The sequence below is a fragment of the Novosphingobium malaysiense genome (genome assembly GCF_000802225.1).
GTDB lineage: Bacteria > Pseudomonadota > Alphaproteobacteria > Sphingomonadales > Sphingomonadaceae > Novosphingobium > Novosphingobium malaysiense.
Window position 1 is genome coordinate 254,944 of record NZ_JTDI01000005.1, and the last position, 25,908, is coordinate 280,851.

General features: G+C 62.9%; 20 protein-coding genes, 3 pseudogenes and 1 riboswitch. Of the genes and pseudogenes, 17 read left to right on the forward strand and 6 right to left on the reverse strand.

All coding sequences use genetic code 11. The annotated features are described in order from the left end of the window. The first annotated feature begins 110 nt into the window (after window positions 1–110). From LK12_RS16910 to LK12_RS16925, 4 genes are all read left to right on the forward strand, one after another. The gene (locus LK12_RS16910; RefSeq protein WP_039286498.1) at window positions 111–3,137 is read left to right on the forward strand and encodes a TonB-dependent receptor domain-containing protein; all 3,027 of its coding nucleotides are present in this window, start codon (window positions 111–113) and stop codon (window positions 3,135–3,137) included. A gap of 80 nt (window positions 3,138–3,217) precedes the next feature. Beyond that, a complete protein-coding gene (locus LK12_RS16915) occupies window positions 3,218–4,384 on the forward strand; it encodes a pyridoxal phosphate-dependent aminotransferase (RefSeq protein ID WP_039286943.1) in 1,167 nt (388 codons plus the stop codon). Continuing rightward, entirely contained in the window at window positions 4,381–5,922 is a 1,542-nt protein-coding gene (locus LK12_RS16920) for a S10 family serine carboxypeptidase-like protein (protein ID WP_231568394.1), read from the forward strand. The genes LK12_RS16915 and LK12_RS16920 overlap by 4 nt, the downstream gene beginning before the upstream one ends. Next, window positions 5,919–7,235 carry an APC family permease gene (locus LK12_RS16925; protein WP_039286500.1) on the forward strand — a complete coding sequence of 439 codons (1,317 nt, stop codon included), beginning with the start codon at window positions 5,919–5,921 and terminating at the stop codon, window positions 7,233–7,235. The genes LK12_RS16920 and LK12_RS16925 overlap by 4 nt, the downstream gene beginning before the upstream one ends. Window positions 7,236–7,277: 42 nt before the next feature. Here the strand turns inward: LK12_RS16925 and LK12_RS16930 are convergent, their stop codons facing one another. Both LK12_RS16930 and LK12_RS16935 read right to left on the reverse strand, forming a co-directional pair. Beyond that, the gene (locus tag LK12_RS16930; RefSeq protein WP_039286502.1) at window positions 7,278–9,368 is read right to left on the reverse strand and encodes an amidohydrolase family protein; all 2,091 of its coding nucleotides are present in this window, start codon (window positions 9,366–9,368) and stop codon (window positions 7,278–7,280) included. Continuing rightward, a complete protein-coding gene (locus LK12_RS16935) occupies window positions 9,368–10,336 on the reverse strand; it encodes an ornithine cyclodeaminase family protein (protein ID WP_039286504.1) in 969 nt (322 codons plus the stop codon). The genes LK12_RS16930 and LK12_RS16935 overlap by 1 nt, the downstream gene beginning before the upstream one ends. Before the next feature lie 136 nt (window positions 10,337–10,472). On the opposite strand from LK12_RS16935, the gene LK12_RS16940 reads away from it, so the two are divergent. The 5 genes from LK12_RS16940 (at window position 10,473) to LK12_RS16960 (ending at window position 15,261) form a co-directional block, all read left to right on the forward strand. Beyond that, window positions 10,473–10,952 carry an Lrp/AsnC family transcriptional regulator gene (locus tag LK12_RS16940; RefSeq protein WP_039286506.1) on the forward strand — a complete coding sequence of 160 codons (480 nt, stop codon included), beginning with the start codon at window positions 10,473–10,475 and terminating at the stop codon, window positions 10,950–10,952. 94 nt (window positions 10,953–11,046) lie between these two features. Further along, a complete protein-coding gene (locus tag LK12_RS16945; protein WP_082010588.1) occupies window positions 11,047–12,759 on the forward strand; it encodes a M61 family metallopeptidase in 1,713 nt (570 codons plus the stop codon). Window positions 12,760–12,987: 228 nt separating this feature from the next. Further along, window positions 12,988–13,176, forward strand: a riboswitch (yybP-ykoY riboswitch). A 1-nt stretch (window position 13,177) separates the two neighbouring features. After that, window positions 13,178–13,747: a TMEM165/GDT1 family protein gene (locus LK12_RS16950; protein WP_039286508.1), complete on the forward strand. Its 570-nt coding sequence runs from the start codon at window positions 13,178–13,180 to the stop codon at window positions 13,745–13,747. Window positions 13,748–13,757: 10 nt separating this feature from the next. Continuing rightward, the gene (gene dmeF, locus LK12_RS16955) at window positions 13,758–14,744 is read left to right on the forward strand and encodes a CDF family Co(II)/Ni(II) efflux transporter DmeF (RefSeq protein ID WP_039286510.1); all 987 of its coding nucleotides are present in this window, start codon (window positions 13,758–13,760) and stop codon (window positions 14,742–14,744) included. 103 nt (window positions 14,745–14,847) lie between these two features. Continuing rightward, window positions 14,848–15,261, forward strand: a complete 414-nt coding sequence (locus LK12_RS16960) for a cupredoxin domain-containing protein (protein ID WP_052223525.1) — start codon at window positions 14,848–14,850, stop codon at window positions 15,259–15,261. A 394-nt stretch (window positions 15,262–15,655) separates the two neighbouring features. On the opposite strand, the gene LK12_RS16965 is transcribed toward LK12_RS16960, so the two are convergent. After that, entirely contained in the window at window positions 15,656–16,321 is a 666-nt protein-coding gene (locus tag LK12_RS16965; protein WP_156135549.1) for a methyltransferase domain-containing protein, read from the reverse strand. A gap of 421 nt (window positions 16,322–16,742) precedes the next feature. Between LK12_RS16965 and LK12_RS16970 the strand changes: the two genes are divergently transcribed. From LK12_RS16970 to LK12_RS24300, 6 genes and pseudogenes are all read left to right on the forward strand, one after another. After that, complete coding sequence (locus LK12_RS16970) at window positions 16,743–17,174, forward strand: DUF2147 domain-containing protein (protein ID WP_039286514.1); 432 nt, start codon at window positions 16,743–16,745, stop codon at window positions 17,172–17,174. Continuing rightward, window positions 17,171–17,401 carry an acyl carrier protein gene (locus tag LK12_RS16975; protein ID WP_039286515.1) on the forward strand — a complete coding sequence of 77 codons (231 nt, stop codon included), beginning with the start codon at window positions 17,171–17,173 and terminating at the stop codon, window positions 17,399–17,401. Before LK12_RS16970 ends, LK12_RS16975 begins: the two co-directional genes overlap by 4 nt. Further along, on the forward strand, window positions 17,398–18,615 hold the full coding sequence (locus LK12_RS16980) for a beta-ketoacyl-[acyl-carrier-protein] synthase family protein (RefSeq protein ID WP_039286518.1): 1,218 nt from the start codon (window positions 17,398–17,400) through the stop codon (window positions 18,613–18,615). The genes LK12_RS16975 and LK12_RS16980 overlap by 4 nt, the downstream gene beginning before the upstream one ends. After that, a complete protein-coding gene (locus LK12_RS16985; RefSeq protein WP_039286519.1) occupies window positions 18,612–19,700 on the forward strand; it encodes a type III polyketide synthase in 1,089 nt (362 codons plus the stop codon). Before LK12_RS16980 ends, LK12_RS16985 begins: the two co-directional genes overlap by 4 nt. 1 nt (window position 19,701) lies before the next feature. Continuing rightward, window positions 19,702–20,823: an NAD(P)/FAD-dependent oxidoreductase gene (locus tag LK12_RS16990; RefSeq protein ID WP_039286521.1), complete on the forward strand. Its 1,122-nt coding sequence runs from the start codon at window positions 19,702–19,704 to the stop codon at window positions 20,821–20,823. Window positions 20,824–20,868: 45 nt separating this feature from the next. Next, window positions 20,869–21,099: pseudogene (locus LK12_RS24300) on the forward strand (SMP-30/gluconolactonase/LRE family protein); the annotation flags it as partial. A gap of 896 nt (window positions 21,100–21,995) precedes the next feature. On the opposite strand, the gene LK12_RS16995 reads toward LK12_RS24300, so the two are convergent. Together LK12_RS16995 and LK12_RS17000 are read right to left on the reverse strand one after the other, a co-directional pair. After that, window positions 21,996–22,283, reverse strand: coding sequence for a HigA family addiction module antitoxin (locus tag LK12_RS16995; protein ID WP_039286522.1), 288 nt, complete (start codon window positions 22,281–22,283; stop codon window positions 21,996–21,998). A gap of 11 nt (window positions 22,284–22,294) precedes the next feature. Next, window positions 22,295–22,576 carry a type II toxin-antitoxin system RelE/ParE family toxin gene (locus LK12_RS17000; protein ID WP_039286523.1) on the reverse strand — a complete coding sequence of 94 codons (282 nt, stop codon included), beginning with the start codon at window positions 22,574–22,576 and terminating at the stop codon, window positions 22,295–22,297. A gap of 174 nt (window positions 22,577–22,750) precedes the next feature. Here LK12_RS17000 and LK12_RS25205 point away from each other — a divergent pair. Further along, a pseudogene (locus LK12_RS25205) lies at window positions 22,751–23,352 on the forward strand (IS630 family transposase); the annotation flags it as partial. Between the two features lie 2 nt (window positions 23,353–23,354). Then, a pseudogene (locus tag LK12_RS17010) lies at window positions 23,355–23,699 on the forward strand (ATP-binding protein); the annotation flags it as partial. A gap of 144 nt (window positions 23,700–23,843) precedes the next feature. On the opposite strand, the gene acs reads toward LK12_RS17010, so the two are convergent. Further along, window positions 23,844–25,793 carry an acetate--CoA ligase gene (gene acs / locus LK12_RS17015; protein ID WP_039286525.1) on the reverse strand — a complete coding sequence of 650 codons (1,950 nt, stop codon included), beginning with the start codon at window positions 25,791–25,793 and terminating at the stop codon, window positions 23,844–23,846. Window positions 25,794–25,908 lie beyond the last annotated feature (115 nt).

The following is a 25,908-nucleotide window of genomic DNA, read 5'->3' on the forward strand; positions in this document are numbered from 1 at the left end:
CCAAACGCGTCCACCGCTTCGGGTCATTAAGCAAGAACCTGCCTCGCGACATCGGTTAGTCTGGAACTCCGACAGACAGTCATCGCATTCAGAACATGAGGGGTAGTTCGATGATCAACAGGGAGTCGCAGGTGCGTATCGGCAAGACGGGGCTTGCCGCGCTCATGGTTTCCACAGCCGCCGTGGCACTCGTCGCCGGCGCAGCGCCGGCGCTTGCGCAGGACGTGGCGCCCGCGGGCAGCGAAACGAATGATGCGTCGGAGATCGTCGTCACCGGGTCGCGCATTCGCCGCGACCGGGCGGAGGAAAGCTCGCCGCTGGCCGTCGTAAACAGCCAGGACATTCTCGATCGGGGCTATACCAGCGCCTCGCAGGCTCTCAACCAACTGACATCCAACAGTCCGATGCTGGCGCAGGCTGACGGTAGCGGCGCCGGCAGCGGCTCGGGGCAGCAGTTCCCCGACCTGTTCGGGCTTGGGGCAGGCCGGACGCTCACGCTGGTGAACGGGCGCCGCATGGTGACCACGTCGTCGGGCCTCGGCGATGCGCAAGTCGATGCCAACATCATTCCGCTGGGTCTGCTCGACCGGGTCGAAGTGGTCCAGGGCGGCGGCGCGGCAGTCTATGGGTCCGACGCCATCGCCGGGGTCGTGAACTATGTGCTGAAGGACAACTTCGAGGGCATCGAACTCGACGGGCAGAACGGCATTTCCTCGCGCGGCGACTACCATACCTACAGCCTGCGCGGCACGGCCGGCACCAATTTCGCCGACGGGCGCGGCAACATCGCGGTCGATGTCAGCTATGCGAAGTCGCCGATCCTCAGATTTTCCCAGCGCCCGCTTTCGGCGCTTGGACGCCTGACCGTCAGCAACCCCGCCGACGCCGGTCCCAACGACGGCATCCCCTCGGTCAAGGAATTGCTCGACGCCCATTTCTGGGAATTCAATTCGAACGGCGTGCTTTTCAACATTCCGGCACCGTTCACCCAGTTCCTTACGCGGGCGAACGGGACGCCGCTGCAGTTCGATCCCGGCGGCAACGTGGTCCCCTTCGATCCCGGCAGCGACGTCGGCATTCCCTTCGCCAGCGGTGGCGACGGCTTCGCTTATCGCGATCTGGTCGGCCTGCGCACCGGGACGGAGCGCCTTACCGGCAACCTGATCGCGCATTACGATCTGACCGACGCGATCACGCTGCGCACCGAAATGCTCTTTGCCCGTACCGAAGGGACCGAGATCCCGCAGGGCCAGAGCCGTACGATCCTGAACTTCGGCACCTATGCAGGGCCGGTGATCTTCACGATCAACAATCCCTATCTGACGGATCAGGCCAAGGCGGCCCTGTCGGCGGCCAACCCGGGGTTCGGCTTCGGCGCGCCGCTGTTCATGTCGAAGTACTTCTACGACCTGACACCGGATAACTCGCAGACCTACAAGACCGATAGCTATCGCGGGTTGCTTGCCGTCGATGGTGATTTCTCGATGGGCGATCGCGACTTCTACTGGACGGTCTCGGGCAGTTATGCCCGCGTGGACGGCAGGACCCGTCGTTGGGAAGTCAACAACGCGAAATACAACAACGCGATCAACTCTGCGCTGTCAGGCGGCCAGATCGTCTGCGCCATCAATGCCGACGCCGATCCGGCCAACGACGATGCGAATTGCGCGCCGATCAATCCCTTCGGCAATGGCAACGTATCGCAAGCGGCGCGCAATTACGTCAGCGTACGTGCCGGTCAAGACTACACCAACGAGCAGGTCGACATCCTGGCCACGCTCGGCGGCGACGTGGCGCACCTACCGGGCGGGACGATGAAGTTCAGTGTCGCCTATGAGCACCGTGACGAACACGTCTCCTACACACCGCTGGAGGCTAACCAGGCGGGCCTGTTCGGTGGCGGCACCATGGAAGTGCCGCAGAGCGCCGGGTACAATACCGACGAGCTTTCGGGCGAACTCCTCGTGCCCCTGGTGGACCGGACCATGAACGTGCCGGTAATCCGGATGCTCGAAGCGAGCGCGGCGGGGCGTCTGGTCGACAATTCGATCGCCGGCAAGGAGCAGGTCTGGGATCTGGGGCTGCGTTGGCAGCCGGTGGACGGCGTGACCCTGCGCGTTTCGCGCAGCCGCAACTTCCGCGCGCCGACGCTGGCGATGCTCTTCGCGCCTTCCACAACGTCGCTGGCGGCGGCGGGTATCGACCCGTGCGATGCCGATCGCATCACCAGCGGTCCCAATCCCTCGGTCCGCTACGACAACTGCCTTGCGGCATTCCAAGCCAACCCCAACTACGGCGTCGAGGCCGATGGAACCAATGCGGGGCTGAGCGCGGCAGAACGCCTCGCCAATTTCCAGGATCCGTCCGAGAATTACGAGCGAGCCACCATCACCACCGGAGGCAATCCCGATCTGCGTAACGAAATCTCGGACACCTTCAGCTATGGCATTGTCATCCAGCCTCCCTTCATTCCCGGCCTGACGATCAGCGCGGATCGCATCGAGATCGACCTCAAGGACGGCCTCTCGGCCTTCACCACCACCGATTTCGCCGCGACCTGCTATGACAATACCGATCCCGATCCGGCAGTCTGCAATGCTTTCACCCGGCTGTCAGCTTCGGACGGGGTGAGCCCGGGCGGCACGATCGTCACCGGGACTACCACCACTTTCAATGCCGGCGTGCTGAAGTACCGCGGCGAGGTCTACGCGCTCGATTACACCTTCGCACCGCGTGACGCGGGGGTGTTCCATCTCGGGATCAATGCCACCCACAACACGCTGCTCACCACCTCGGTTACCGGGGAGACGTTCGAGCGGACCGACAATACCTATCTCAAACCGACGTGGGAAGGTCGTCTCAATCTCGACTGGACGAAGGGTAATGTCCGGGTGAGCTACCAAGCCTACTATCTCGATAAGACGCGGGCCAACTATTACGCGACGATAGAGAACAACCCGAACCCGACACTGTCGAGCAACCTCACTCACTCGATCTCGGCCCAGGTCGATGTCGGCGGGTTCACGCTGCGCGGCGGCGTCGACAACTTCACGGACGAGGGGCCGTCGTATCCGCAGATCGCCTATGGCGACATCCTCGGCCGCCGCTTCTGGGTCGGCGCCAAGATCAAGATGTGATGCCCGTGGGGGCCGGAGCCAATTGCGTTCCGGTCCCCGCAGGCCGCCAGCATCCTTTCCGAACCGACAGACACGAGACGATGGCCGAACGCCCACCGACCCAGACCGCGACGTCCTATGCCCAATGGGTCAGGCGTTCGATCATGCGTAACCAGAACGCGCACAACCTTCTGGTCAGCCTGTTCGAAAGTTCGGTTCCCGAGCCGACGCAGCTTCTGCGCGACGTTATCCTTGAAGGCTTCAGTGACGGCGTGACGTCGCGCTACACAAGCACGTTCGTGAACGGGAATCCCTATCTTGTCGCGGCACTGGCCCGTGACTACGGGGTCAGCGAGGCGCAGGTTCTCACGACCACGGGCGCAACCGGCGCGTTGTCCCTGATCTATCGCGCGCTGCTGAAGCCGGGCGACCGGATCCTGATCGAAAATCCCAGCTTCGATCTTTTCGCAAACCTTGCACAGGCGGCCGGCAACGGAGTCGATCGCTTCGAGCGATCAGCGCCGGACTATGCCGTCGATCCCGATGCGATCGAAGCGGCGATCGGCCCGGCCACCCGCCTGGTCGTCCTGAGCAACCTGCACAATCCCTCGGGCATGATGCTCGACGATGCGACGTTCCAGGCCCTGGGCGCCATCGCGGAACGACGCGGGGTTATCTTCGTGTTCGACGAGGTCTACGGGGCCTATGCCGGCAGCGCGGCGCGTCCGGGCGCGTCACGGGACCTTTCGCCGCACTTCCTGTCGGTCAGCAGTCTCACCAAGATCTACGGCCTCAGCACGCTGCGCTGTGGCTGGATCGTGGGCGACGAAGCTCTCGTGGCGCCGATCCGCGATCTTGCCGGCGAAGTCGAATTCGCCATCTCCACTCTGGCCCACAGCATCGCCGCGCTTGTCGTGGAGTTGCCCCAGCGGTTTCGCGACAACACGTTTTCGGTGCTTGCGCGGGCGCGGCCGATCATCGAGTCATACCACGAGCAGTGGTTGGCCCAAGGTCTGGTCGAGGGCGATCTTCCGGAATACGGCTGCATTGCCTTCCCCCGCCTTGTCGGGGTCGGCGATACCCTGCATTTCTCGAACTGGCTTTCCGATCGCTGCGGCGTAGTTGTGGCGCCGGGTGACTACTTTGGCGCGCCAGGCCATGTCCGGCTTGGCTTCGCGATGGAGCCGTCGCAACTGGAACACGGGCTTCGGGCCTTGACCGACAGCCTGCTGACTTATCGGGAAACGAACAGATTGACACAGGTATGACCACGATGTTCGCGCCGCAGCCCTCGGGTCGCACCGGGAAACCGCCGAAACGCGCGGGGGCGCTTGCGGCGGTTGCATTGCTGGCGGCGCTGCATGGACCTGTCTCGGCCCGGGCGAACACGCCGGGGCCGGGGCAGGTCCTTTCCGATGCCAAGACCAAATTGCCGGGCCTTTCGCATCCTGTCCGCGTCGAGCTGGGAACTGTCCCTGTCTCGGCCGGCGCGGACACCCCGCCCGCAACCGCCGGCTATCTTTCCTACACCTGGCCCGAGGCGGGCGTTTCCGAGGCAGCGCGGCGCGCGCGCCCTGTGGTCTTCGCCTTCAACGGCGGGCCGGGAGCCTCTGCGGCCTATTTGCAAATGGGCCTGCTTGGCCCGGAGCTGGCCCACGTTCCGCAAGACCCCGCCGCGCCGAAACCGGCGTCGACCGGGACGATCGCGGGGCCCGCAAAGCTCTACGACATTGCCGATGTGGTCTTTATCGATCCGCCCGGCACGGGCTTTTCGGAGCGCCCCATCGGGCCGGACGCGGCGCCATACAGCACGGTCGCGGGTGATGCGGAGGCGACGGCGGACCTCGTTCAGCAATGGCTCGAACGGCACCGCCGGCTGGATTCCCCCCTCTACATTCTGGGCGAAAGCTACGGCACGATCCGCGCGGTGGGGATGCTCGACGCACTCGACAAACGGGGGCTGGGCGCCAACCTGCACGGCATGGTGCTGTTGGGGCAGGCGCTCAACATGATCGAGACCTCGCAGCGGCCCGACAATGTGGTGACATATGCCGTTTCGCTGCCGACGCTGGCCGCCATCGCCTGCTACCACGGCATGGCGAAGAAGCCCTGCACGGCCGAGACGATCACCGCCGAAGCAGCCCGCTTCGCCCGCACGGAATACCTGCCCGCGCTGTTTCGGGGGCGCGCCCTGCCGGACGCAGACCGCCAGCACATCGCGGCCCGGCTGGAAGAACTGACGGGCATTTCGGCGGCATTCTACCTCGAAAACGATCTGCGCATCTCGAAGGAACGCTTCCGGGTCGAACTGCTGCGTGCAAAGGGCAAGGTACTGGGGCGGTATGACGCGCGCTACGTCGCCGATCGTCCCGCCGAGGTGACGACGATGATGCGCGGAGATCCCTCCTCGTCGATTTCGGACATCTTCGGCACTGCCATGACCGAATATCTGGCCGATACGCTCGAGGTGCCGGATGCTGCGCGCTACAAGACCATCGCGCGTTTCGAGGGCGGGTGGAGCTATGGCAGCGCGGACTCGCCATTCTCGGACTGGCCCTTCATGGCCACGGTTGAGCGACATGCCGAGAGCAACCCGTGCCTGCGCGTCTTCGTCGGCACCGGCATCTACGATACCACCACGACGATCGGTGCGGCGGATTATCTCTTCGCCCAATCGAGCCTGCCCCGCGAACGCTACCGCAACGAACGCTATATCGGCGGCCACGTGTTCTATTCGGACGATGCCAGCCGCAAGCGCTTCCAGGGCGACCTCGTGAACTTCATCAAGGCGGACCGTTGCCGGTGAGCAAGGCCCCGCCCAAGACACTGCGCAAGGGCATCGGCCTATGGGGCGTCGTATCGATGGGGCTCGGCACGGCGGTCGGCGTCTCGATCTTCTCTGCCGTGTCGCCCGCGACGGCGCTTGCCGGGCCGGGAATGTTGCTGTCGGTCGCCGTCGCGGCGCTGCCGATGTACCTCATCGCGGTGAGCTATGCCTATCTCGGGTCCGCCGACCCGGTTTCCGGTGCGAGCTTCGTCTGGCCCTCGCGCTACCTTCATCCCACCCTGGGCTTTTTCATCGCCTGGATGCGGATCATCGCCAACATGGGCGCGATGGTGGTGCTGGCGCTGGTTCTGGTGCGCTATGTCTCGATGCTGGTGCCCTTGCCGGTCAAGCCGACGATGTTTGCGATCCTGGTGCTCGCCCTGATGGCCAACCTGTTCGGTGTTCATGTTGCCGCGCGCGCGCAGACGCTGATGATCGGCGCGCTTGTGGTGCTGTTCGCCATCTTCGCTCTGTGGGGCGGATTTGCCGCGGCGGAGCCGCCGCGGCTGGAACCGTTCCTGCCGAACGGGTTGCAGGGCGTCGTTGCCGCTGCGCCGCTGCTTATGGGGCTGTTCTTCGGGATCGAAGCCGCGACAGAGGCGGGGGCCGAAGTCGCCGAGGGGCGCCGCAACATCCCGCTGGGCATTGCGCTGGCCATCGGTTCGGCCACTGTCCTCTATAGCGCAGTGGCCTTCGTGGCGCTCGCCGTGCTCGGACCCGAAACGCTGGCCGGGAGCAAGGCTCCGATCCTGGATACGGCCAAAGCCTTCATGGGGCCGCTGGCGGTTCCAGTGATCGTGCTCGCGGCTATCGTGGCCATCGGCACCAGCCTCAACGCCATCTTCACGATGTTCAGCCGCAGCCTGTTCGCCATGGCCGAGGCGGGGGCGCTGCCCAGGGCACTGGCCCGCATCCATCCACGCTGGCACGTGCCGCACATGGCGTTGCTCGCGGTCTTCGCGATCGGCTGCGCAGGGCTGCTCCTGCCGATGGAACTGACGTTCCTGTTCCTGGCGGTGAACATTCCCAATCTCGCCAAATATGCCAGTATCTGCCTGTGCGCGATGCGCGTTGCGCGTGGCCGGGACGATCTTCACGAGAGCGCGGCGTTCCGCCCGGGCCAAGGCCACATGGCGCTGCTGGGAGGCGCCGGTGCCCTCTGTGCCGCAGCGCTGGTCTTCGTCGGTCTGGAGGCGGACTGGCGGCCCTATGTGCTGCTGCTTGTCTGGGGCTGTGTGGGCGCCGTCTGGTACGCCTTTCGCAAATACGCCGATACCACGCAGACGGATTGACGATCCCGGCTCATATCCCGGGACCGACCCTCGCACTTTTGTTCAGAACGCCAAATCATCGTGGGCTTCCATGCCGTCACCGTGGATCAGTGCCACCGGTCTCGGGTCCAGCTTGGGAACCGTGATCTTCGGCGGATCGGCAAAGGGCTTCACGCCTACCTCGCGCCATATCTCGGACGGGAAGTAGACTGTCCCGTCCTTCATCACCATCGCCATGCGGTGGATCGCGGCCATGTCCTTCAGCGGATCGCCGTCGAGCAGGACGAAGTCGGCATGCTTGCCCTTGGCAATGGACCCGTACGACTGATCGCGGCGCATGTAGCGATCCATCCCCAGCGTATCCATCGCCAGAACGTCGGCGGGGGAGATGCCCGCCTCGGTATAGATCTGCAATTCGCGGTGGAGCGAAAGCCCGGTTCGGTCGTCCGTGCCGGGCAGCAGGGTGATGCCGCGCTGGTGCATGTTAAGGAGCAGCGCCTTGATCGTTTCGAACGCGCCTTCATAGGCTGCCGCGTCCTCGGGCGACTTGATGGGCGCAACGCCCTGCTGGCGGCGGCGCTGCTCGCTGACGGGCAGATGATCGAAATAGCCGGCGACGGCCGGGCTGATCTTTCCGTCGCGGCTCAGCATCAGCAGTTCCAGAGTAACCGCCGTCGGGCCGAGCGCGATGTGCTTGCGCTGCATGGTGTCGAGCGTCGTGGTCACCCGCGGAGAGGACAGGTCGAGCCCAGCGGTGCGGCGCATGGCGGTAAGGCGCAGCGGCGTGCGAGTGTCCTCGCCGGGCTTGAGAACCCAGCCGAGCATGAGCTGGTTGGCGTGGGTTACCTCGTCGTAGCCTGCGGCGATCATCGCGTCGGCATCGGTGAAGGCGGGGATATGCCCGGTCACGTCCATGCCCAGCCGGTGCGCCTCGCGCGCGACGGCGGGGACCCATTCCGGATTGAAGCTGTTGTAGATCTTGATCTCGAAATAGCCGCGCGCGCCGTACCAGCGCACGGCATCGAGCGCCTTGGCCTGGCTGTCGACAATGATGCCGTTGCGCGAGGAATAGGGACTGCGCCCTTCGAGGAAACCGTTCCGGATGATGTGGGGGCCAGCCACGTCTCCCGCGTCGATGCGCCGCGTGAGATCGAGGAGAAAGGCGTTGTCGTTGCCCATGTCGCGCACGGTGGTCACGCCCGAGGCGATGTATAGCAGTCCGGCCTGAAGGGACATGTGGGCATGCATGTCGTGCAGCCCGGGAATGACCACGCGGCCTGCGCCTTCGACGATTACCTCGTCGGGCGAGGGCGGGCTGTCGACCGGCTCCACCGAGGCAATGCGTTCACGGAACACGACGATGGAGACCGGATCGCCGATCGTCTTGCTCTCCGGATCGAATAGGCGCACGTCGTGAATGCGGATCGGCGCGTCGTAGGTATGTGCGACCTTCTTCTGGATTGCGGCATAGCGCTCTGCCGAGCGGGTCGCGGCAATCCGGCTCAGGTCGGCTGCATGGGATGCCAGATCCTCCCGCACGGTGACCCGGCCGGGCGAATAGTCCGCGATCAGGTTCCCCGCGTCGTCGAGCAGGATCGCGCTGGGGGTCAGGCCGATGCCTTTGACGAGGTAGGCCTGGTAGGTAGTTCCATCGAGCGTGACCGGTGCTTGCTGCTCAAGCGACAGCGTTCCGCCCGGTGCCGCGGGCAGCGTATGGTCGGGATCGGCCAGCAGTGCCCGGGCATAGACGCCCAGCGAAAACGGGCTACCTTCCTGTGCGACATAGAGTGTGGGCGCCGCGGCAGCCATAGTGCCGGTGCCGGTCATGTCCTGCCAGGAAAGGGTGCCGCCTTGCGCGGAGAAGTGTTCGTCCACCGTGTTGCCGAAGGAGGATGCGCCTTTCACGGTCCAGCTCGTCGGAAGATCCTCGCTGTCCAGTACGATGTCCTCATGCGTCGTCGGACCGCGCCCGTTGCTTTTCACGTCCTGGTCGATCGAGACGTGGTTGCCGTCGACCTCGGCATAGACGTGGCCGACGTTCTCGCCGTGGTCGATCACGGTAAAGCGCTGCGTCTCTGCATGAAGCGAAGCCGCGGACAGAGCGAGGGCGGAGCAGGCGAACCAGCGCAGGGCGAGGGGGCGTTTGTGGAGCATCAGGTCTTGATCCTGCTTTGGTGCTTTTCAAAGATGTGGGCGGCGGCTGCCAGGTCCTGCACCGCGTGTCCGAGCGACTTGTAGAGGGTTATTTCATCGGCGGTCTGCCGTCCGGGAACCTGCCCGAGCAGGACTTCGCCGATCTCGGCAACGATATGATCGTCCGCGATCAGGCCTGCCGCCTTGGCTGCGAGGAATTCGGCCGCGGCATCGAGCGCGGAGGCCCTGCTGTCGGCTATGAAGCGTGAGGCGGCGACCAGATCGTTGTCGATTTCGACTGGCCCCGGCCCGCTTGAGCCGACCACGTTGACGTGCGTCCCGGGGCGCACCCACTCGCCGAGCAGGACCGGCGAATGCGCCCCGGTGAGCGTGCAGATGACGTCTGCCTCGACCGCCGCGGCCTGGGCATCGGTCGCAACTTCGACGGGCAGCCGATTGCGCCAGACGTCGACAACGCTCTGGGCCCTGGCCGGTGTCCGTCCCCAGATCAGGATGCGCTCGAAGGTCCCCACCAAAGGCAGGGCTTCCAGGTGCGAATGGACCTGTCCTCCGGTTCCCATCAGCAGCAGCACTCTCGAATCGTCACGAGCCATTGCTTTCGTCGCGACGGCCGTGGCGGCGGCAGTGCGGATATGCGTGACCTCCTCGGCGTCGGCGACGCAGACGGGTTTGCCCTCGACCGGTTCGAACATCGTGACCAGGCCGCGATGGCGGCGCACACCGGGGTTGTCACTTTGCGCGAAGACGCTGATCATCTTCGCGCCGAACATGCCCTGATCGGAAAGCGCACCCGGCATCTGGGCGAATGTGCGACCTTCGCCCATGTGGATCATTGTGCGCAACAGTTGCCGCGTTTCACCCCGCGACAGCGCCATCATCGCTTCTCGGACGACCTCGATGCAGGAGGGGTAGTCAAGCAGGTCACGAACCTCTTGCGCTCCGAATACCGCCAGTTCGCTTCGTTCCATGCCTTCGCCAGTCTCCGCTGCCGCCTAACCGCGCGTCAATTCTAGCGAACGCGCGCGAAAGATGCTGGGCTTTATTGCATGTCATCAGCCTGTCATGGCATGTCCAAGCTAACAAGCGGTGTCATGGAGCATAATCTTGCCAACGGAACTCGATCGGCTCGACCTCAAGATACTCGACCGGCTGCAGCTCGATGCCACGGAATCGTCGGGTGAAATCGCCGAGCGGGTCGGTCTTTCGCAATCCCCTTGCTGGCGCCGCATGCAGCGGCTCAGGGATGAGGGCTATGTGCGCGAAACGGTGGCGATTCTCGATCGCGACAAGTTCGGCGAAAGCATGTTCATCTTCGCCCAGCTCAAGATGTCTCGCCTTTCCGATGCAGAGCGTGAACGCTTCGTTCACGCGGTGGAGGACACTCCGGAGATTCTCGAGGCCTATACACTGTTCGGCGAGATGGACGTGATGCTGAAAGTACTCGCGCCCAACATTGCCTGGTACCAGAACTTCACGTTCCGGACCCTGCTGCGTCTGCCCGGTGTGGAGGACGTGCGTTCGACGGCGACGTTGTCCGAGTTGAAATGCACACATCGCCTGCCGCTCCCCTCTCAAACTTCGTGATTCGCCCGGGTGTTGCATAGTTCATGCATCCCGGCATGCCGGCGCGCGGGACTTTGCACATCTTGCGCAGACGCCCGATGATAGCCTGCTGGCCATGACACGACATTGCCTTGCCTGCCTCGTCCCGTTCGCTGCCTTGCTCGCCTCGACATCGCTGGCGGCCGAGCCGCAAGCTGACGCTCCCGATCTGTCGATAGCGCTCGCGCCAGTCGCCGATGCGCAGGGGAGGCTGACCCGGCTTGGGGTGGCCATCCGGTTCGAGGCTCCTCCCCAGGGCGATGCCATTGCCGAGATTGCTGTCACGGCCAACACCGTGAAGACCTCTGCCGACGCGATGCAAGGGCTGGTCTTCACTGACAGGCGCGGGGTCATCCCGGTCCAGGCGCATGACGAGGCGGCCGATGGAGACAACATCGAGCGCCGCTGGCGGGCTCTGCGTCCGGTGGCAGGTTCCGTGACCGTCGCTTACCGTGTGCCGATCGATCCGCAGCAGCCCGACATGGCCAAACCGCAATACGAATTGCGTGCTGCCGAGGGCGGCCTGTCGGGTGCCGGCAATGCCTTCCTCGTGCTGCCTGCAGACAGAGTGGAACGCGACGTTGCGGTCCACTGGGACCTCGAGCGGGCGGGCCCGGGCGCACGCGGAATCTCGAGCCTTGGCATCGGCGACAGGCACAGCAGCCGTGCCCTGACGCCTGCGGAAATCGCCAGCACCTATTACATGACCGGCCCGATCGGCACATATGCCAAGGGCGCCTTCTTCGGCGCCTGGCAGGGGAGCTTCGGATTCGACGGTCCCGATCTCATGGACTGGGCGGCCCGGCTCCAGAAATTCTACGGCACCTTCTTCCACCAGCGCCCCGCGAGTTTCGGCGTCTTAGCGCGGACCAATCGCCTCAATCCGGGCAGCGGCATCGGTCTTACCGACAGCTTCGCCTTCACTTTCGGCCAGCAAACGCCGATCGGGGACCTGGAGGGGCTGCTGGCGCATGAAATGGTGCATGCCTGGATCAACTCGCTCAGCAATTCCATGGACGCACCGGGGGGGCTTGCGCTTTCGTGGTTTGGCGAAGGCCTCGCCGTCCACTATCAACGCCTCTTGCCGTACCGTGCCGGGCTCATATCGCGCCAGGCCTTCCTCGATGATCTCAATGCCACGGCCGCGCGCTACTACACCAACGCCCTGATCTCGACGCCCAACGACCGGATCGCGAAGGGGTTCTGGAAGGACACCCGCATCCGCGTGCTGCCCTACGACCGCGGCTCGCTCTATTTCGCAAAAGTCGATGCTGACATCCGCAAGGCATCGGAAGGCCGCCGCTCGCTGGACGATGTCGTGCGCCGCATGCTGGCCGAGCGTCGAGCCGGCAAACCGATGAACCTCGCGTTGTGGAAGAGACTGCTCAAAGCGGAACTCGGAACGGAGGGCCTGGCGGATTTCAATGCCATGCTGGCCGGCAGGACCGTAGTCCCGCCATCTGATGCGTTTGGGCCCTGTTTCCAGCGAACGACCAAGCCGTTGAAGCGTTTTGATCTTGGTTTCGATCCACTCGTGTTGGTCAGTCGTGATCCCGTGATCGAGGGGCTCAAGCCGGGATCGGCAGCGGCAAAGGCAGGCCTGCGCAATGGCGACCGGATCCTCAACCGATTTCCGCAAGATGGCTTGCAACGTGATCAGCACTCGACGCTGACTCTCCATCTGGAGCGTGGAAACAGAAAATTCAGTCTCACATATTCGCCGCGCGGTGAATCTTTGGACACCTATCAATGGCAGATGGCTCCGGCACGGGCCAAGTGCCGAAGATGAGACGTTGCTGGCGGTCGCTTGATATCCCGGTCTCAGGAGACTGGCAGATGGACAAGCAGCAGCCGTTCGGATCACACCGAGCGGACAATCCGCCTCATGCCCATTCGGGCCGTTCCGAGGGCGGCGTTCTACCTCCAGCAGTTTCCGTTAAGTGCTCTGCCGGTGATGAGCAACTGGGGCGATGCTGCCCAGCGGGGTTGCATTTGTGAGCGCCTGTCCCTAACCAGCCGAACCGTCATCTGGGGAGTAGCCGCCGCGTTCGCGCGGAGCCCCGCATCAACATACTTGGCCGAGAGGTCATGGTGCGGGGAGGACAGAGCGATCTGTCGAGGCGAGACCACTGACGCCGTGCTTTCGGTCTGCCGGGCGGGAAGGCACAGCGTCTTTGGTTGTTCGTCTGCCCGGCACAGGAGTCCCGATGGAACCCCTCCTCACCTCGACTGCGGTCGTTGCACTCGCTGAAATCGGCGACAAGACTCAATTGCTCGCGATCGTTCTCGCGACCCGTTTCCGCAAGCCGGTGGCGATCATTCTGGGCATCCTCGTCGCGACACTGGCCAATCACTTCCTCGCCGCGCTGCTAGGTGCGGAAGCCGCGTCTTGGCTGAACGGCGAGTGGTTCCGCTATCTGGTAGCAGCGTCCTTCATCGCGATGGGTTTCTGGACGCTCGTTCCTGATAAGCTCGAAGAGGAAGAGTCGAAGCCGCCACGACATGGCGCGTTCCTGACGACGCTTGTTGCCTTCTTCCTGGTCGAGATGGGCGACAAGACGCAGATCGCTACGATTGCATTGGGGGCCCGCTTTCACGATGCCTTGGCGGTCACCGCCGGCACGACCCTTGGCATGATGCTCGCCAACGTGCCGGCAGTCCTGCTCGGCAACGAGCTGATCAAACGAGTGCGACTCAGCCTGGTTCGGGTCGCCGCTGCTTTTCTCTTCATCCTGATCGGTGCCTGGATGCTGATCGAAACCGCTCACCTGATCTAAGGAGGCCGACATGGCGACCCGCTTCGAACTAGAGGATTTCAAACACGACCATAACTTCCTCGGCCATTCGCACGACAGGCATGAGCGTCGAACTCGCTACGTAGTGGCGCTTACTGCCGTGATGATGGTGGTCGAGATCGTGGCAGGCTGGATCACAGGTTCGATGGCCCTCCTGGCCGACGGTTTTCATATGGCGACTCACGCCGGAGCGCTCGGCGTGGCAGCTTGGGCCTACGCCTACGCGCGCCGTCATGCGGCGAATTCCCGTTTTACGTTCGGGACAGGAAAGGTAGGCGACCTCGCTGGTTTTGCGAGCGCGCTGGTGCTGGCGCTCTTCGCTATCGCGATCGCGGCGGAATCGATCGAGCGCATCTTCAACCCGGGCAGCATTGCCTATGGCGAGGCTATCGTGATCGCCGTACTCGGGCTGATCGTGAACCTGGCGAGTGCTTGGCTGCTCGGTCATGGACACGATCATGGGCACGGACACTCGCACGGCCACCATCACGGCCACTCGCACGACAATGGCCATGGGCATCGTACCGAACACGCGCTTGGTCACGGGCACCACGACAACAACCTGCGTTCGGCTTACTTTCACGTGCTGGCGGACGCGCTGACCTCCGTTCTGGCGATTGTCGCTCTCGGCGCCGGTCTCTACCTCGGATGGAGCTGGATGGACGCGCTGATGGGGATTGTTGGCGCAGTCGTGATTGGCCGATGGTCGTGGGGCCTACTGCGCGACACGGCTGCAGTGCTGGTGGACGCAGCCGGAAATCCTTCGCTCGAAGCGGAAATCCGGGATGCGATGGAAGACGCGGACACCGCGATTGCCGATCTCCACGTTTGGCAGGTGGGGCCGGGAAAATATTCGGCTATTGTGTCGCTCGTAGCCACCGACCCGAGGCCGGCAGCCGAATATCGAAGTCGCGTCAGCATGCACGAGGAACTCGTCCATCTCACGGTCGAGACCCGCAGGGGCACCGCCGTTCGGTAGAAGCCATCTCAGGCCCGCGGGGAGCAAGATCTGCTTGCCTGCGCGGTTTGTGCATTGCGCATCAAAGGAGTATTCGAGGTAGCAGCTTCCGAGGAAACGAACGATGCGCCCCGTGTTCACTTTTCCGCTCACATTCTTGCTTGCTGCTTGCGCGACAACCCACCCCATTGATCCAACGGTAGCTTCGACCAGCTTGGCCGACGCTCAGGTCGTCGAAGTCGAACTCAGCAACTTTGATTTCACTCCGTCAACCATTCGTCTGGACGCCGACAAAGCCTACGCGCTGCACATAGTGAACACTGCTTCGGGCGGGCACGACTTTACGGCTCCCGAGTTCTTTGCGGCCTCGCGAGTGGCGCCCGAGGACGTGGCCAGCGTGCGCGACGGGCAAGTCGAACTTGGCGGCGGCCAGACGGCAACGATCCACCTGGTGCCGTCTGCGGGGACTTTCAGCCTGATCTGTACTCACACCGGACATGCACTGCTTGGGATGAAGGGCACGATCGTCGTTAGCTGACGCGCAGCGCGGCCCGAGAACCGCTCAGCAGTGTTCGCTTTCATAGCCACAAGTCTCTTAAGCCGCCGGTCCGCGCTCGGCTACGCGATCGATGTCTAGTCGATCTCGATGCTCGGCGAATGTCGGTAACCGCCAAAAGCGGCCGTTCGCCAATCATGATTGCATTGACGGCTGTGCTCCCAGATCTGGTCGGTCGGTGCCCTGGGAGCTTGATGAACGAACGGAAGGTTTGGAAAAGCCGATTTGAACGACTGAACGTCGGCTCTGTCGGCGCCATCAGACAGACGATGGCTTTGCTGGCCATTGCGGCTGGCAGTTGCGGTCGAACATGAAGGTAGATGAAGATTAGGCACTTCATGCAGTTGGCGGCCCGTCGTGCAAGCGCCGGGGCAAATTACCTAGCTTCGACAATTCGTTCAACGGCTATGCGAAAGGGCGCGCGACGACTTACGCGCACCGTCTCCGGCCCCACTCCGGACCTTGCCAATACAGCAGGCCATTCGTCCGGGCGCAGCGACCGGGCAATCGAGAGCTGCCCATCCTCGCGCACGATGCGATGCACACCCATGATACGCGCCAGCAACGGATAGCCGTAGTACGCAAAAGCGTGGCGATGCAGGTCGCAGATCAGCCAACCCCGGCGTGCCGTCGCCTCCATGTAACGAACGAAGCGGGTCAGCTGATCGTCGCTCATGTGATGGGCGACCTGACTGCTGACGATGAAATCGAAGCGGTCGGGCTGGTCGGCATAGTCTCCCGTGCGGTAATCCACGCCCAAACCCGCCGGCGTGGCTGCGCGGGCCAACTCCTCGCTTGCGGGATTGAGATCGATGCCGACGAGCGTCGCTTCCAGTCCGCGCCGCTGAGCCCATCGCCCCACCGTGCGAAGCTGGTCGCCATAGCCATACCCTACGTCCAACAGGCTGAAGGTCTGCGCATCGCCGATCGCATGCGACAGAAAGGCGATTGTCGAATGAGCGGTAAAGGTCCAGCGGTTGACGCGCGCAAGATGGCGTAACACTGTGCCGTAGGTGCGCAAATCCAGATCGGGCGCATCCATCTGCTCTTCGCGGTGGGACCGAACCGAAAGGCTGTTCACTGAACTTCAACCTCGCCGGTCATGCTGTGCGCTGGCATAAAATGGGCGCAGAGCGCCTTGTATGCTCCTGCAGGTCGGGAGATCAGATGAATATCGAGGCCTTTCCCGCCATTGAGTTTCGCCCGGCCCGTTTCCATGACCCGTGCCCTAGCAAAAAATTCCTTCGCCGCGAAATCGTGTTAGCCGTCGGATAGGTGTACCAAATGCTGGCGATCAGATACGGCCGCCGGCATCCCTTGGCGGGGGGCTCTTCGTCCGGACCGGGATCAATGTCCTATCATTCGGGTTTCTGATGAAGGATTTACGTCAATCGTTCGCAGGACTTGCCGCCTCCCCGCAATGCGCGCAGTCTGGTAGATATTTCTCGCGTGGGAGCGTCGCAATGAAACGCATAAGCATGGCAGCGGCCTGCGCTTTGGCCTGCATGGGCGTCTCGCAAACGGCGAGGGCGCAATCGGGAGTGCTGGGCCGCTGGCTCACCGATGATGGCGCCGGCGTGGTGAAGATCGAGTCCTGCGGCAGGACGCTTTGCGGAAAGCTTGTGTCCGTTCGGGACCCGAAGGCCCCCGATCGCGACATAAACAATCCCGATCCCGACAAGCGCCAACGCCCATTGGTCGGCATTTCCATCCTCACCGGCCTCGTTCGCGACGATGATGGTTGGGGCGATGGTCGTGTCTATGATCCGAAAGCCGGACGCAGCTACCGCGCCTCTATCAGCCTCGCGGAGGACGGCAGGCTGGATGTTACCGGATGCGTCCTGTTCCTGTGCCGCACCAAGCACTGGACCCGGCTGGAGGAGAAAAGCGGATGACTTACGACGACATCCTGGCCCTGGTTGCCCAGGAAACAAGGCTTCCGCCCGAACGGCTTCACCCTGAAGCAACGCTCGCCACGCTCGACATCTCCTCGATAGACATGGTCAGCATGCTCTTTGAGCTCGAGGACAGGTACGGGATCGAAATCCAGTCCGAGGAACTCACGCGTGAGATGACTTTGCGCCAGGTTTTCGAACGCATCGGCGTAGCCGTGCCGCAATGACGGATCGCGTGCTGGTAACGGGCCTGGGCTGCGTAAGCGGGCTTGGCTATGGAGTGGATTCGAATTGGCAGGCTGCCCGTGAAGGGCGCAGTGCCATTCGCGATTTCCCGATGACGGCAGGCTCCGGCGTAGCGGCACGCGTCGAAGGGGAACCGACAGCAGCACCGCATCTCAGTACCGTGGAACCGGAGCGATTGCGACGGCTGGGCCGGCTCGACCGGTTGTCCGCCTTCACGCTCGAGGCCGGGCTGGAGGCAGTGGCAGACGCGGGACTGGATCGACATCCGTCGCTGGCAGACCGAACTGCAATCGTGATCGGATGTGGCAGCGGAGGCAACGCCGTCATCGAAACCGCCTATGAGCGGCTTTTCGCTAGGGACCAGCGCAAGGTTCATCCCCAAACGATCCCCAGTTCGATGATTGCCGCGCCTGCTGCGCATTTGTCCATGCTTCTGGGAATTCACGGTACGGTATTTACGCTCTCCAGCGCTTGTGCTTCCTCCGCCCACGCGCTGGGCGAGGCGATGCACATGATCCGTGCCGGGCGCGCCGATGTCGTGCTCGCAGGCGGCGCCGAGGCCTGTCTTACCCGCGGCTCCTTCACCGGCTGGCAGTCGCTTGGCGTGCTGGCCTCGGACACTTGCCGTCCCTTCTCGCGCGATCGTTGTGGAATGGTGCTGGGCGAAGGCGCTGCCGTGCTGGTTCTGGAGAGCGAAAGCCATGCCATCGCTCGCGGCGCACGTGTCCATGGCGAACTGGCCGGCTACGGCACGTCGAGCGATGCTGTTCACATGACTGCGCCCGATGTCGAAGGGATTGCCGCCGCCATCCGCGCCGCGCATCACGATGCCCGCGTTGCCTTTGATACTCCCGCGCTCATATCGGCGCACGGCACCGGCACCGCACTCAACGATCCGGCAGAATCTGCTGCCTTGCATCGGGTCTACGGGACAGCCCTTGGCCGCCACCGTGTGGTTGCGACCAAGTCCGCCCACGGTCACATGATCGGTGCAACCGGCGCGATCGAATTTGTGCTTGGCCTGAAGGCACTTACCGACAATGCAGCGCCGCCGTTACTCAACTATCTTGGCCCTGACCCCGACTGCGACTTGCCGCTGGTCCTGGAGCCGGAAGCTTTCGAGCCCGATGTGCTCATATCCAACAGTTTCGCTTTCGGCGGGCTCAATACCGTTTTGGTGGGGCGGCGCGCATGACTTCCACGATTGCTCGCATCAACCGCATTGGAACCGCCAATCCTCCGTTCGAGGTTCACGACGCCTTTGTTCGCTTCGTCACCTCCGAACTGCCGGACGAGAAGACACGGAACCTGTTCGCGCGCATGGCGGCCCGTTCTGGAATAGCGCAGCGCTATTCCTTTCTCGAGCCGGTAACGTTGGGCGACGGGACGGTGACCGACACCGACAGCTTTTACGGCACGGGGTCCTGGCCCTCGACCGCGGCGCGCATGCAGCGCTACGAGCGTGATGCGCCGCGCCTGGCACTGGATGCCATCGCCGCGCTCGATAAGGACATCGACAAGGCGGGCATTACGCATCTCGTCGTCGCCTCGTGCACCGGCTTCATGGCACCGGGGCTGGACCAGGCGATCGTCGCAGGCGCCGGTCTGGACCCTGGCGTTGAACGGACGGTCGTCGGGTTCATGGGGTGCTATGCCGCAGTCAATTCCTTGCGGCTCGCACATCATATTGTCAGGTCGGAGCCTGGCGCGCGGGTGCTTGTCGTGACACTCGAACTTTGCAGCATCCATTTCCAGCGCAGCCAGGATTTGGCCAGTCTGCTTGCCATGCTGCTGTTCGGCGACGGTGCCGCCGCCGCACTCGTCAGCGCCGAACCGGGCGGCATCGCGTTGCAGGATTTCCGGGCCGCGATGATTCCGGGGACGGAAGATGCCATTACCTGGACCATCGGCGACCAAGGCTTCGACATGCACCTTGGCGGCGAGGTTCCCGCGCGCATTGCCGCGGCGCTTGCGGCTGATGCGCGGCGCAACGACGATCTCGGCCTGCTGCGCGGCCAGGCGCCCGACGATTTCGCATTGTGGGCGGTCCATGCCGGCGGGCGCACTGTGCTGGATGCGGTGGAACAGGGTTACGATCTTCCCGTCGAAGCGCTCGCGCCGTCACGGTCGATACTTTACGACAAGGGCAACATGTCCTCCGCCACGTTGATGTTCATTCTCGCAAGGATGCTGGCGGACGGCATGCGCGGTGCGGGTCTGGCGCTGGCATTCGGCCCCGGCATGGCGGCGGAAAGCTTCCGCTTCGCGATCGAGGACTGAGGTGGCCGGAGCGCTCATTCTCGGCGGCGGCATTGCTGGCAGCGCGGCAGCTTGCCTGATTGCCCGCGCCGGGACCGATGCGCATCTGGTCGAACGCGAAGCAGGGCCGCATCACAAGGTTTGCGGGGAGTTCCTGTCGATCGAAACGGTGAAGCATCTGCGCCAACTTGGCTTGGACCCGCCGGATCTCGGCGCCGTACCGATCGAGCGGATCCGGCTCGTCCGCGGCCGGATGGAGGTCGAGGCACCGCTTCCGTTCACGGCGCTCGGACTGAGCCGATATGCACTGGACGAGGCGTTGCTCGGCCATGCCCGGGCAAATGGTGTCAAAGTCGAACAGGGCGTGCGCGTGCTGGAACTGAATGGCAACACCGCCCGCACCAGCAGAGGAGAGCGCGAAGGCCGCCATGTTCTCCTTGCAACTGGCAAATTGCCGGTTCGGGAACAGGGGGCGGCCGCTGTCGGCCGCGCGGCAAATGGCTTCATCGGCTTCAAGATGCACTACTGCCTTGCTCCCCCAGCCGCACAACGGTTGGCCGGAACAATTGTGCTGGCCCTGTTCGATGGCGGATATGCGGGGCTACAGATGGTCGAGGCGGGCCGCGCGAACCTATGCCTCGTGCTGCGCCGCCAGGCGTTCTTGGATCTCGGCGGCGACTGGCAATCATTGCGCGGCTGGCTCGATGAAAGCCCGCACCTGCGGCAAATGCTGGCCGACGCAGAGCCGCTGTTCGAACGCCCGGCAACAATCGCCAACCTGATCTATGGCCTGCCGTCCCAAAATTCCTTCGAAGGACCGGCGCTGCGCCTGGGCGACCGCTGGGCAATGACGGCATCGCTTACAGGTGATGGCATGGCCATTGCCCTGCGCAGCGCTTTCCTGGCCGCGCAATGCATCCTCGCAGGCGAGGACATGCAGGCCTACCATCGCCGCCTCGCCGCGCAAACGCACCGGCAAATTCGCCGTGCGATGCTGCTTCAGAACGCATTGAATTCACCAGCACTACGCCTTGCAGCCTGTAGCCTGGCAAGGCTTCATCCTCCCCTGCTTACCGCCGCAGCCAGCGCAACACGGCTGCCGGAGTGGGACGGTGGTACTCCGTTGCCGGATCAGCCCGCATGAACTGACGGGGCGGGTGTTGGGCCGCGGTACGACTGCTTTGTCGGCGCCTGCTGCCTAGATACTCAGAAAGAAGAAGCCCGAGGGGCACTCTATCGTCTCGCTCCGGACGGCACGTCCGAGCTGATGGGCAGCGGCTACATGGTGCCTGATGGTCCGGCTCTCTCGTCCTGCGGGCGATGGTTCTATCATTCCGATTCCGCGCTGCGCACAATATATCGGTTCGAAATGGCCGGGATGTGCGAACTGCGAATTCAGGACTTTCAGCGGGCTGTCTGAAATCGGATAAAAATCCGAGATAGTTCTCTCCCAAGCGAAAATTGCCATCACACCGGGCGCGCATTTCCAGAGACGGATTCTGACGAATATGTTGGTCAGGCATTATCTTGCCCGGCAGGAACTCCTACACGTGGGCAAATGACTTCTCGTTTCAGCATGTGCTGCGAAAATCCTGACACAACAGATGTCTAGCCCTGTCCAAGTGACGCTTCAGAGGAGGGGCTAATGTTCGCGCTATTTGTCTAAGCGATTGATTTAATAGAAACGAGGTGAATCGGGTTTGCTCGCGTGATCGGCTATGGGCTTAGGGTAACGGTTTTCGAGACCGTTTACCCAGGATCCCATGATTTCCATGATAATCATAGGCTTGGATCCACAACCTTAGAATGCAATCTTTGGCTGAAGAAGTTGTGTTAAAAAGTTGTTATTAAATATGAAATTGGCTGGGGCGGCAGGATTCGAATTTATGAAGTAAAAATTTGACATAATTGTAAATTATATTTGAAAATTGGCTAGTTGCCAACAAAATCAGCCCGAGATTTTGAGCTATCTCTGGCCGTTGTGGGCTAATTTAGGACTATTCGTTGAGTTGCAGGTATTTTGCGCCGGACGGAGTGTCTTGTCGAGAATTTGTGTTCGTTCGAATGCCGTCTTTTGCAAGACGACCCCGTGCGAAGGCTTCACAGACATGAAAATGGGATAGCAGACATCCCAATACCTCGAAGTCGGATGCCGGGGGCGATCCCTTGTTGCCGATCGGCAGGCAATTATCGATCTTCAGATCCGCAAGGATAGCTATCCAATCTACGCACCCAAAACCTCGCCGGAATCGACCTGCCAGCTTTCAGGTGGCTGAAGCGCATAAAAAGGTTAGCGTTGTGATCGCACGTGGAGAATCAAGCCGCCAGCAGCGGCTTGATTTCTTCGATGTCGGCGGCTTGATCCACCAGCAAATCATAATGCGTCTGAAGGTTGAGCCAGAACTCCGGCGTCGTACCAAGTGCCTTGGATAGACGCTTGGCCGTGTCCGGCGTGACAGAAGTCCTCTCCTCGCACAGCCGCTCGATGCGGGTGCGAGGGACATGGATGTGCTTTGCCAGCTTGCCAGCAGAAATGCCCATCTCCTCAAGGAACTCATGCTTGAGGATTTCGCCGGGATGGACCGGGGTTTTCAACATGGTCATGACGACTCCCTTCAATGATAGTCCACGATTTCTACGTCTTTCGGGCCATTGTCGGTCCAGACGAAACAGATACGCCATTGGTCGTTGATCCGGATCGAATGCTGGCCCTCACGATCATCGGATAGGGCTTCCAGCCTGTTGCCCGGAGGCGACCGCAAGTCGTCCAGTTTTACCGCCGCCTCAAGCATGGCCAGCTTCCGCACCGCAGCCCGGAAGATGTCGTTCGGGAAGCCCTTGCCCGGTTTGCCCGCCAGCACCTGTGTAACCAGCTTGCCTTTGGTGCTCTGTATCATAAAATGATACGTATCATCTCGTGATACATGGCGCAAGGGGTTTACCGACCCTTATGAGACGAACAGCGATCAGATCTCGGTCCCGAGGTGCGGTCCGTCCACTATTGCGGAAGCTCGCGACCAACATACGCCATCCATTGCCCGACACTCGAACCTCCGCTCACGCCCGAATGGGTAACACGCAAAGCGCCGGGGCCGGATACCATCCTCGACGACTGTCATCGCCGCGCGTTGGCAGATATCATCGAGGCCGGTCCCATTCCCGCCATTCATGGTGTGGTTCGCTGGCGGATCATCGACCTCGTCCAATGGCTATGGGAAGAGTTCGAAGTCTCGATCAGCAAGCAGGCGCTGGGGCATGAACTTCGGACCATGGGCTATCGCAAGCTCTCGGCCCGGCCACGCCATCAGGGGCAGCACCCTGAAGATATTGCCGCTTTTAAAAAGCCTTCCCCGCCCGTCTGGCGCAAATCCGAAAGCGCCTGCCCAAAGGCACGCCGATAGAGCTGTGGTGGCAAGATGAGGCCCGGATCGGGCAGAAGACGCAAATCACCCGGCGCTGGGCCAAACGCGGCACGAGACCCGTCGCGCCCCGTGATCTGCGCCGGGCTTCGGCATGGATCTTCGGGGCGATCTGTCCCGCAGAAGGCAAAGGCGCCGCGCTGGTCATGCCTCGTTGCAACAGCGAGGCCATGGACATGCATCTCGCTGAAATCAGCAGCCAGGTCGCACCCGGCGCTCACGCCGTGCTCATGCTTGATCAGGCCGGGTGGCACATGTCGTCGACGAGATCGGATACCTGCCTGTCACACCGGGCGGCGCCAACCTGTTCTTCCAGTTGGTCAACGCCCGCTACGAAAAGGGCGCCATGATCCTCACCTCCAATCGCGGCTTCGCGGAATGGGGCGAGGTCTTCGGAGATGCCGTAGTCGCCACCGCGCTACTCGACAGACTGCTGCACCATGCCGTCGTCATCCAGATCGAAGGCTCCAGCTACCGTATGCGTGAGCACGCTGCGCTTGTGCCCGAAAACGTGCGAGGCGCCGCCGCCTTCAATCCGACACCGCCAAAACGCCGTGGCCGACCACCGACGAAAGGAAAACCCGATCCCGAATACGGCTGATCACCGATCGTCCCAAAACGCCAGCACAGGGAATTTTGGGCGCCCACATCTGCGGAAACTTCGGTGCCCATTGACAGGTTGGCAACGCTGCCATGAGAACGGCAGTATGCAGAAGCACGGGAGGCAAAACGATTGGCCGTCTGATCAGACTGACGCCACCTGCGGCCTGTTGGCAATGAGGTTATCGACGACGGAAGGATCTGCAAGGGTTGAGGTATCGCCGAGGTTGGAGAAGTCGTTCTCGCCGATCTTGCGGAGGATACGCCGCATGATCTTGCCCGAGCGGGTCTTGGGCAGGCCCGGGGCGAACTGGATCACGTCGGGGGTGGCGATCGGGCCGATCTCGTGGCGGACCCACGCGACCAGTTCCTTGCGCAGCGCCTCGTCGGGTTCGACTTCGGCATTGCAGGTGACGAAGGCGTAGATGCCCTGCCCCTTGATCTCGTGCGGCATCCCCACGACGGCGGCTTCCGCAACCTTGTGGTGCGCGACCAGCGCGCTCTCGATCTCGGCGGTGCCCATGCGGTGGCCCGAGACGTTGATCACGTCGTCGATGCGCCCGGTGATCCAGTAGTACCCGTCCTCGTCGCGGCGGCAGCCGTCACCGGTGAAGTAGGTGCCCTTGAAGGTGCTGAAATAGGTCTGGAAGAAGCGCTCGTGATCGCCCCAGACGGTGCGCATCTGACCGGGCCAGGAATCGGTGATGACAAGGCAGCCATCGCCGGGGCCCACGATCTCGGCACCGTCGTTGTCGAGCAACCTGGGCTGCACGCCGAACATCGGGCGCGTGGCCGAGCCGGGCTTGAGCGCGGTGGCACCGGGCAGCGGGGTTATCATCACGCCGCCGGTCTCGGTCTGCCACCAGGTGTCGACGATCGGGCAGCGCCCCTCGCCCACCACCTTGTGGTACCATTCCCAGGCTTCCGGGTTGATCGGCTCGCCCACCGAACCGAGCAGGCGCAGGCTCTTGCGGGAGGTCTTCTTCACCCATTCGTCGCCCTCGCGCATCAGCGCGCGCAGCGCCGTGGGGGCGCCGTAGAAGATCTCGACATCGAACTTGTCGACCACCTGCCAGAACCGGCTGGGATCGGGGAAGTTGGGCACGCCCTCGAACATCACCGTCGTCGCCCCGTTCATCAGCGGGCCGTAGACGACGTAGCTGTGCCCGGTGACCCAGCCGATGTCGGCGGCGCACCAGTAGATCTGGCCCGGGCGGTAATCGAAGACGTATTCGTGCGTCATCGAGGCCCAGACCGAGTAGCCGCCGGTGGTGTGGAGCACGCCCTTGGGCTTGCCGGTCGAACCCGAGGTATAGAGGATGAACAGCGGATCTTCCGCATTCATCTCCTCGGGCGCGCATTCGGCGCTCTGCTGCGCGACCGCACTGGCCCAGTCCACGTCGCGGCCATCATGCATCGGCACGCCCGCACCGGTGTGCTCGAGCACGATCACGGTATCGACGCCATCGCACTGCGCCAGCGCCTCATCGACATTGGCTTTCAGCGGAACCTTCTTGCCACCGCGCAGCCCTTCGTCGGCGGTGAGCACCACGCGGCTGTCGCAGTCGGTGATGCGGCCTGCCAGCGCATCGGGGGAGAATCCGGCAAAGACGATCGAGTGGATCGCGCCGATCCGCGCGCAGGCGAGCATCGCAACCGCCGCCTCGGGCACCATCGGCAGGTAGATCGTGACCCGCTCGCCTTTCTGCACGCCGCGGCTCTTCAGCAGGTTGGCAAAGCGGCAGACCTGCTCGTGCAGCTCGCGGTAGGTGATGCGGCGTTCGGGGTTCTTCGGATCATCGGGTTCCCACAGGATCGCCACCGCATCGCCGCGCTCGGCCAGATGCCGGTCGAGGCAGTTGGCGGACAGGTTCAGCGTGCCGTCGGTGAACCACGAAATGCCGAAATCGGCCTCGTTGAAACTCGTCTGCCTGACCACGCTGAACGGCTTGATCCAGTCGATCCGCTGCGCTTCCTCGCGCCAGAACCCCTCCGGGTCCGACACCGAGCGCGCGTACATCTCCAGATAGCGATCGTTATCGATCAGAGCGCCTTCAGACCAGTTGGCTAGAACGGGATAGACAGCGTCAACCATGGAACCACATCTCTCTTTTTGTCGACTTGCTAAATGGGATAATTTTAATGGACTGGTCAGTGTCGATGCCGGGATAAGAGGAGTGCGAACGCCGCCGGAGCGGCGTTGCGCGCCC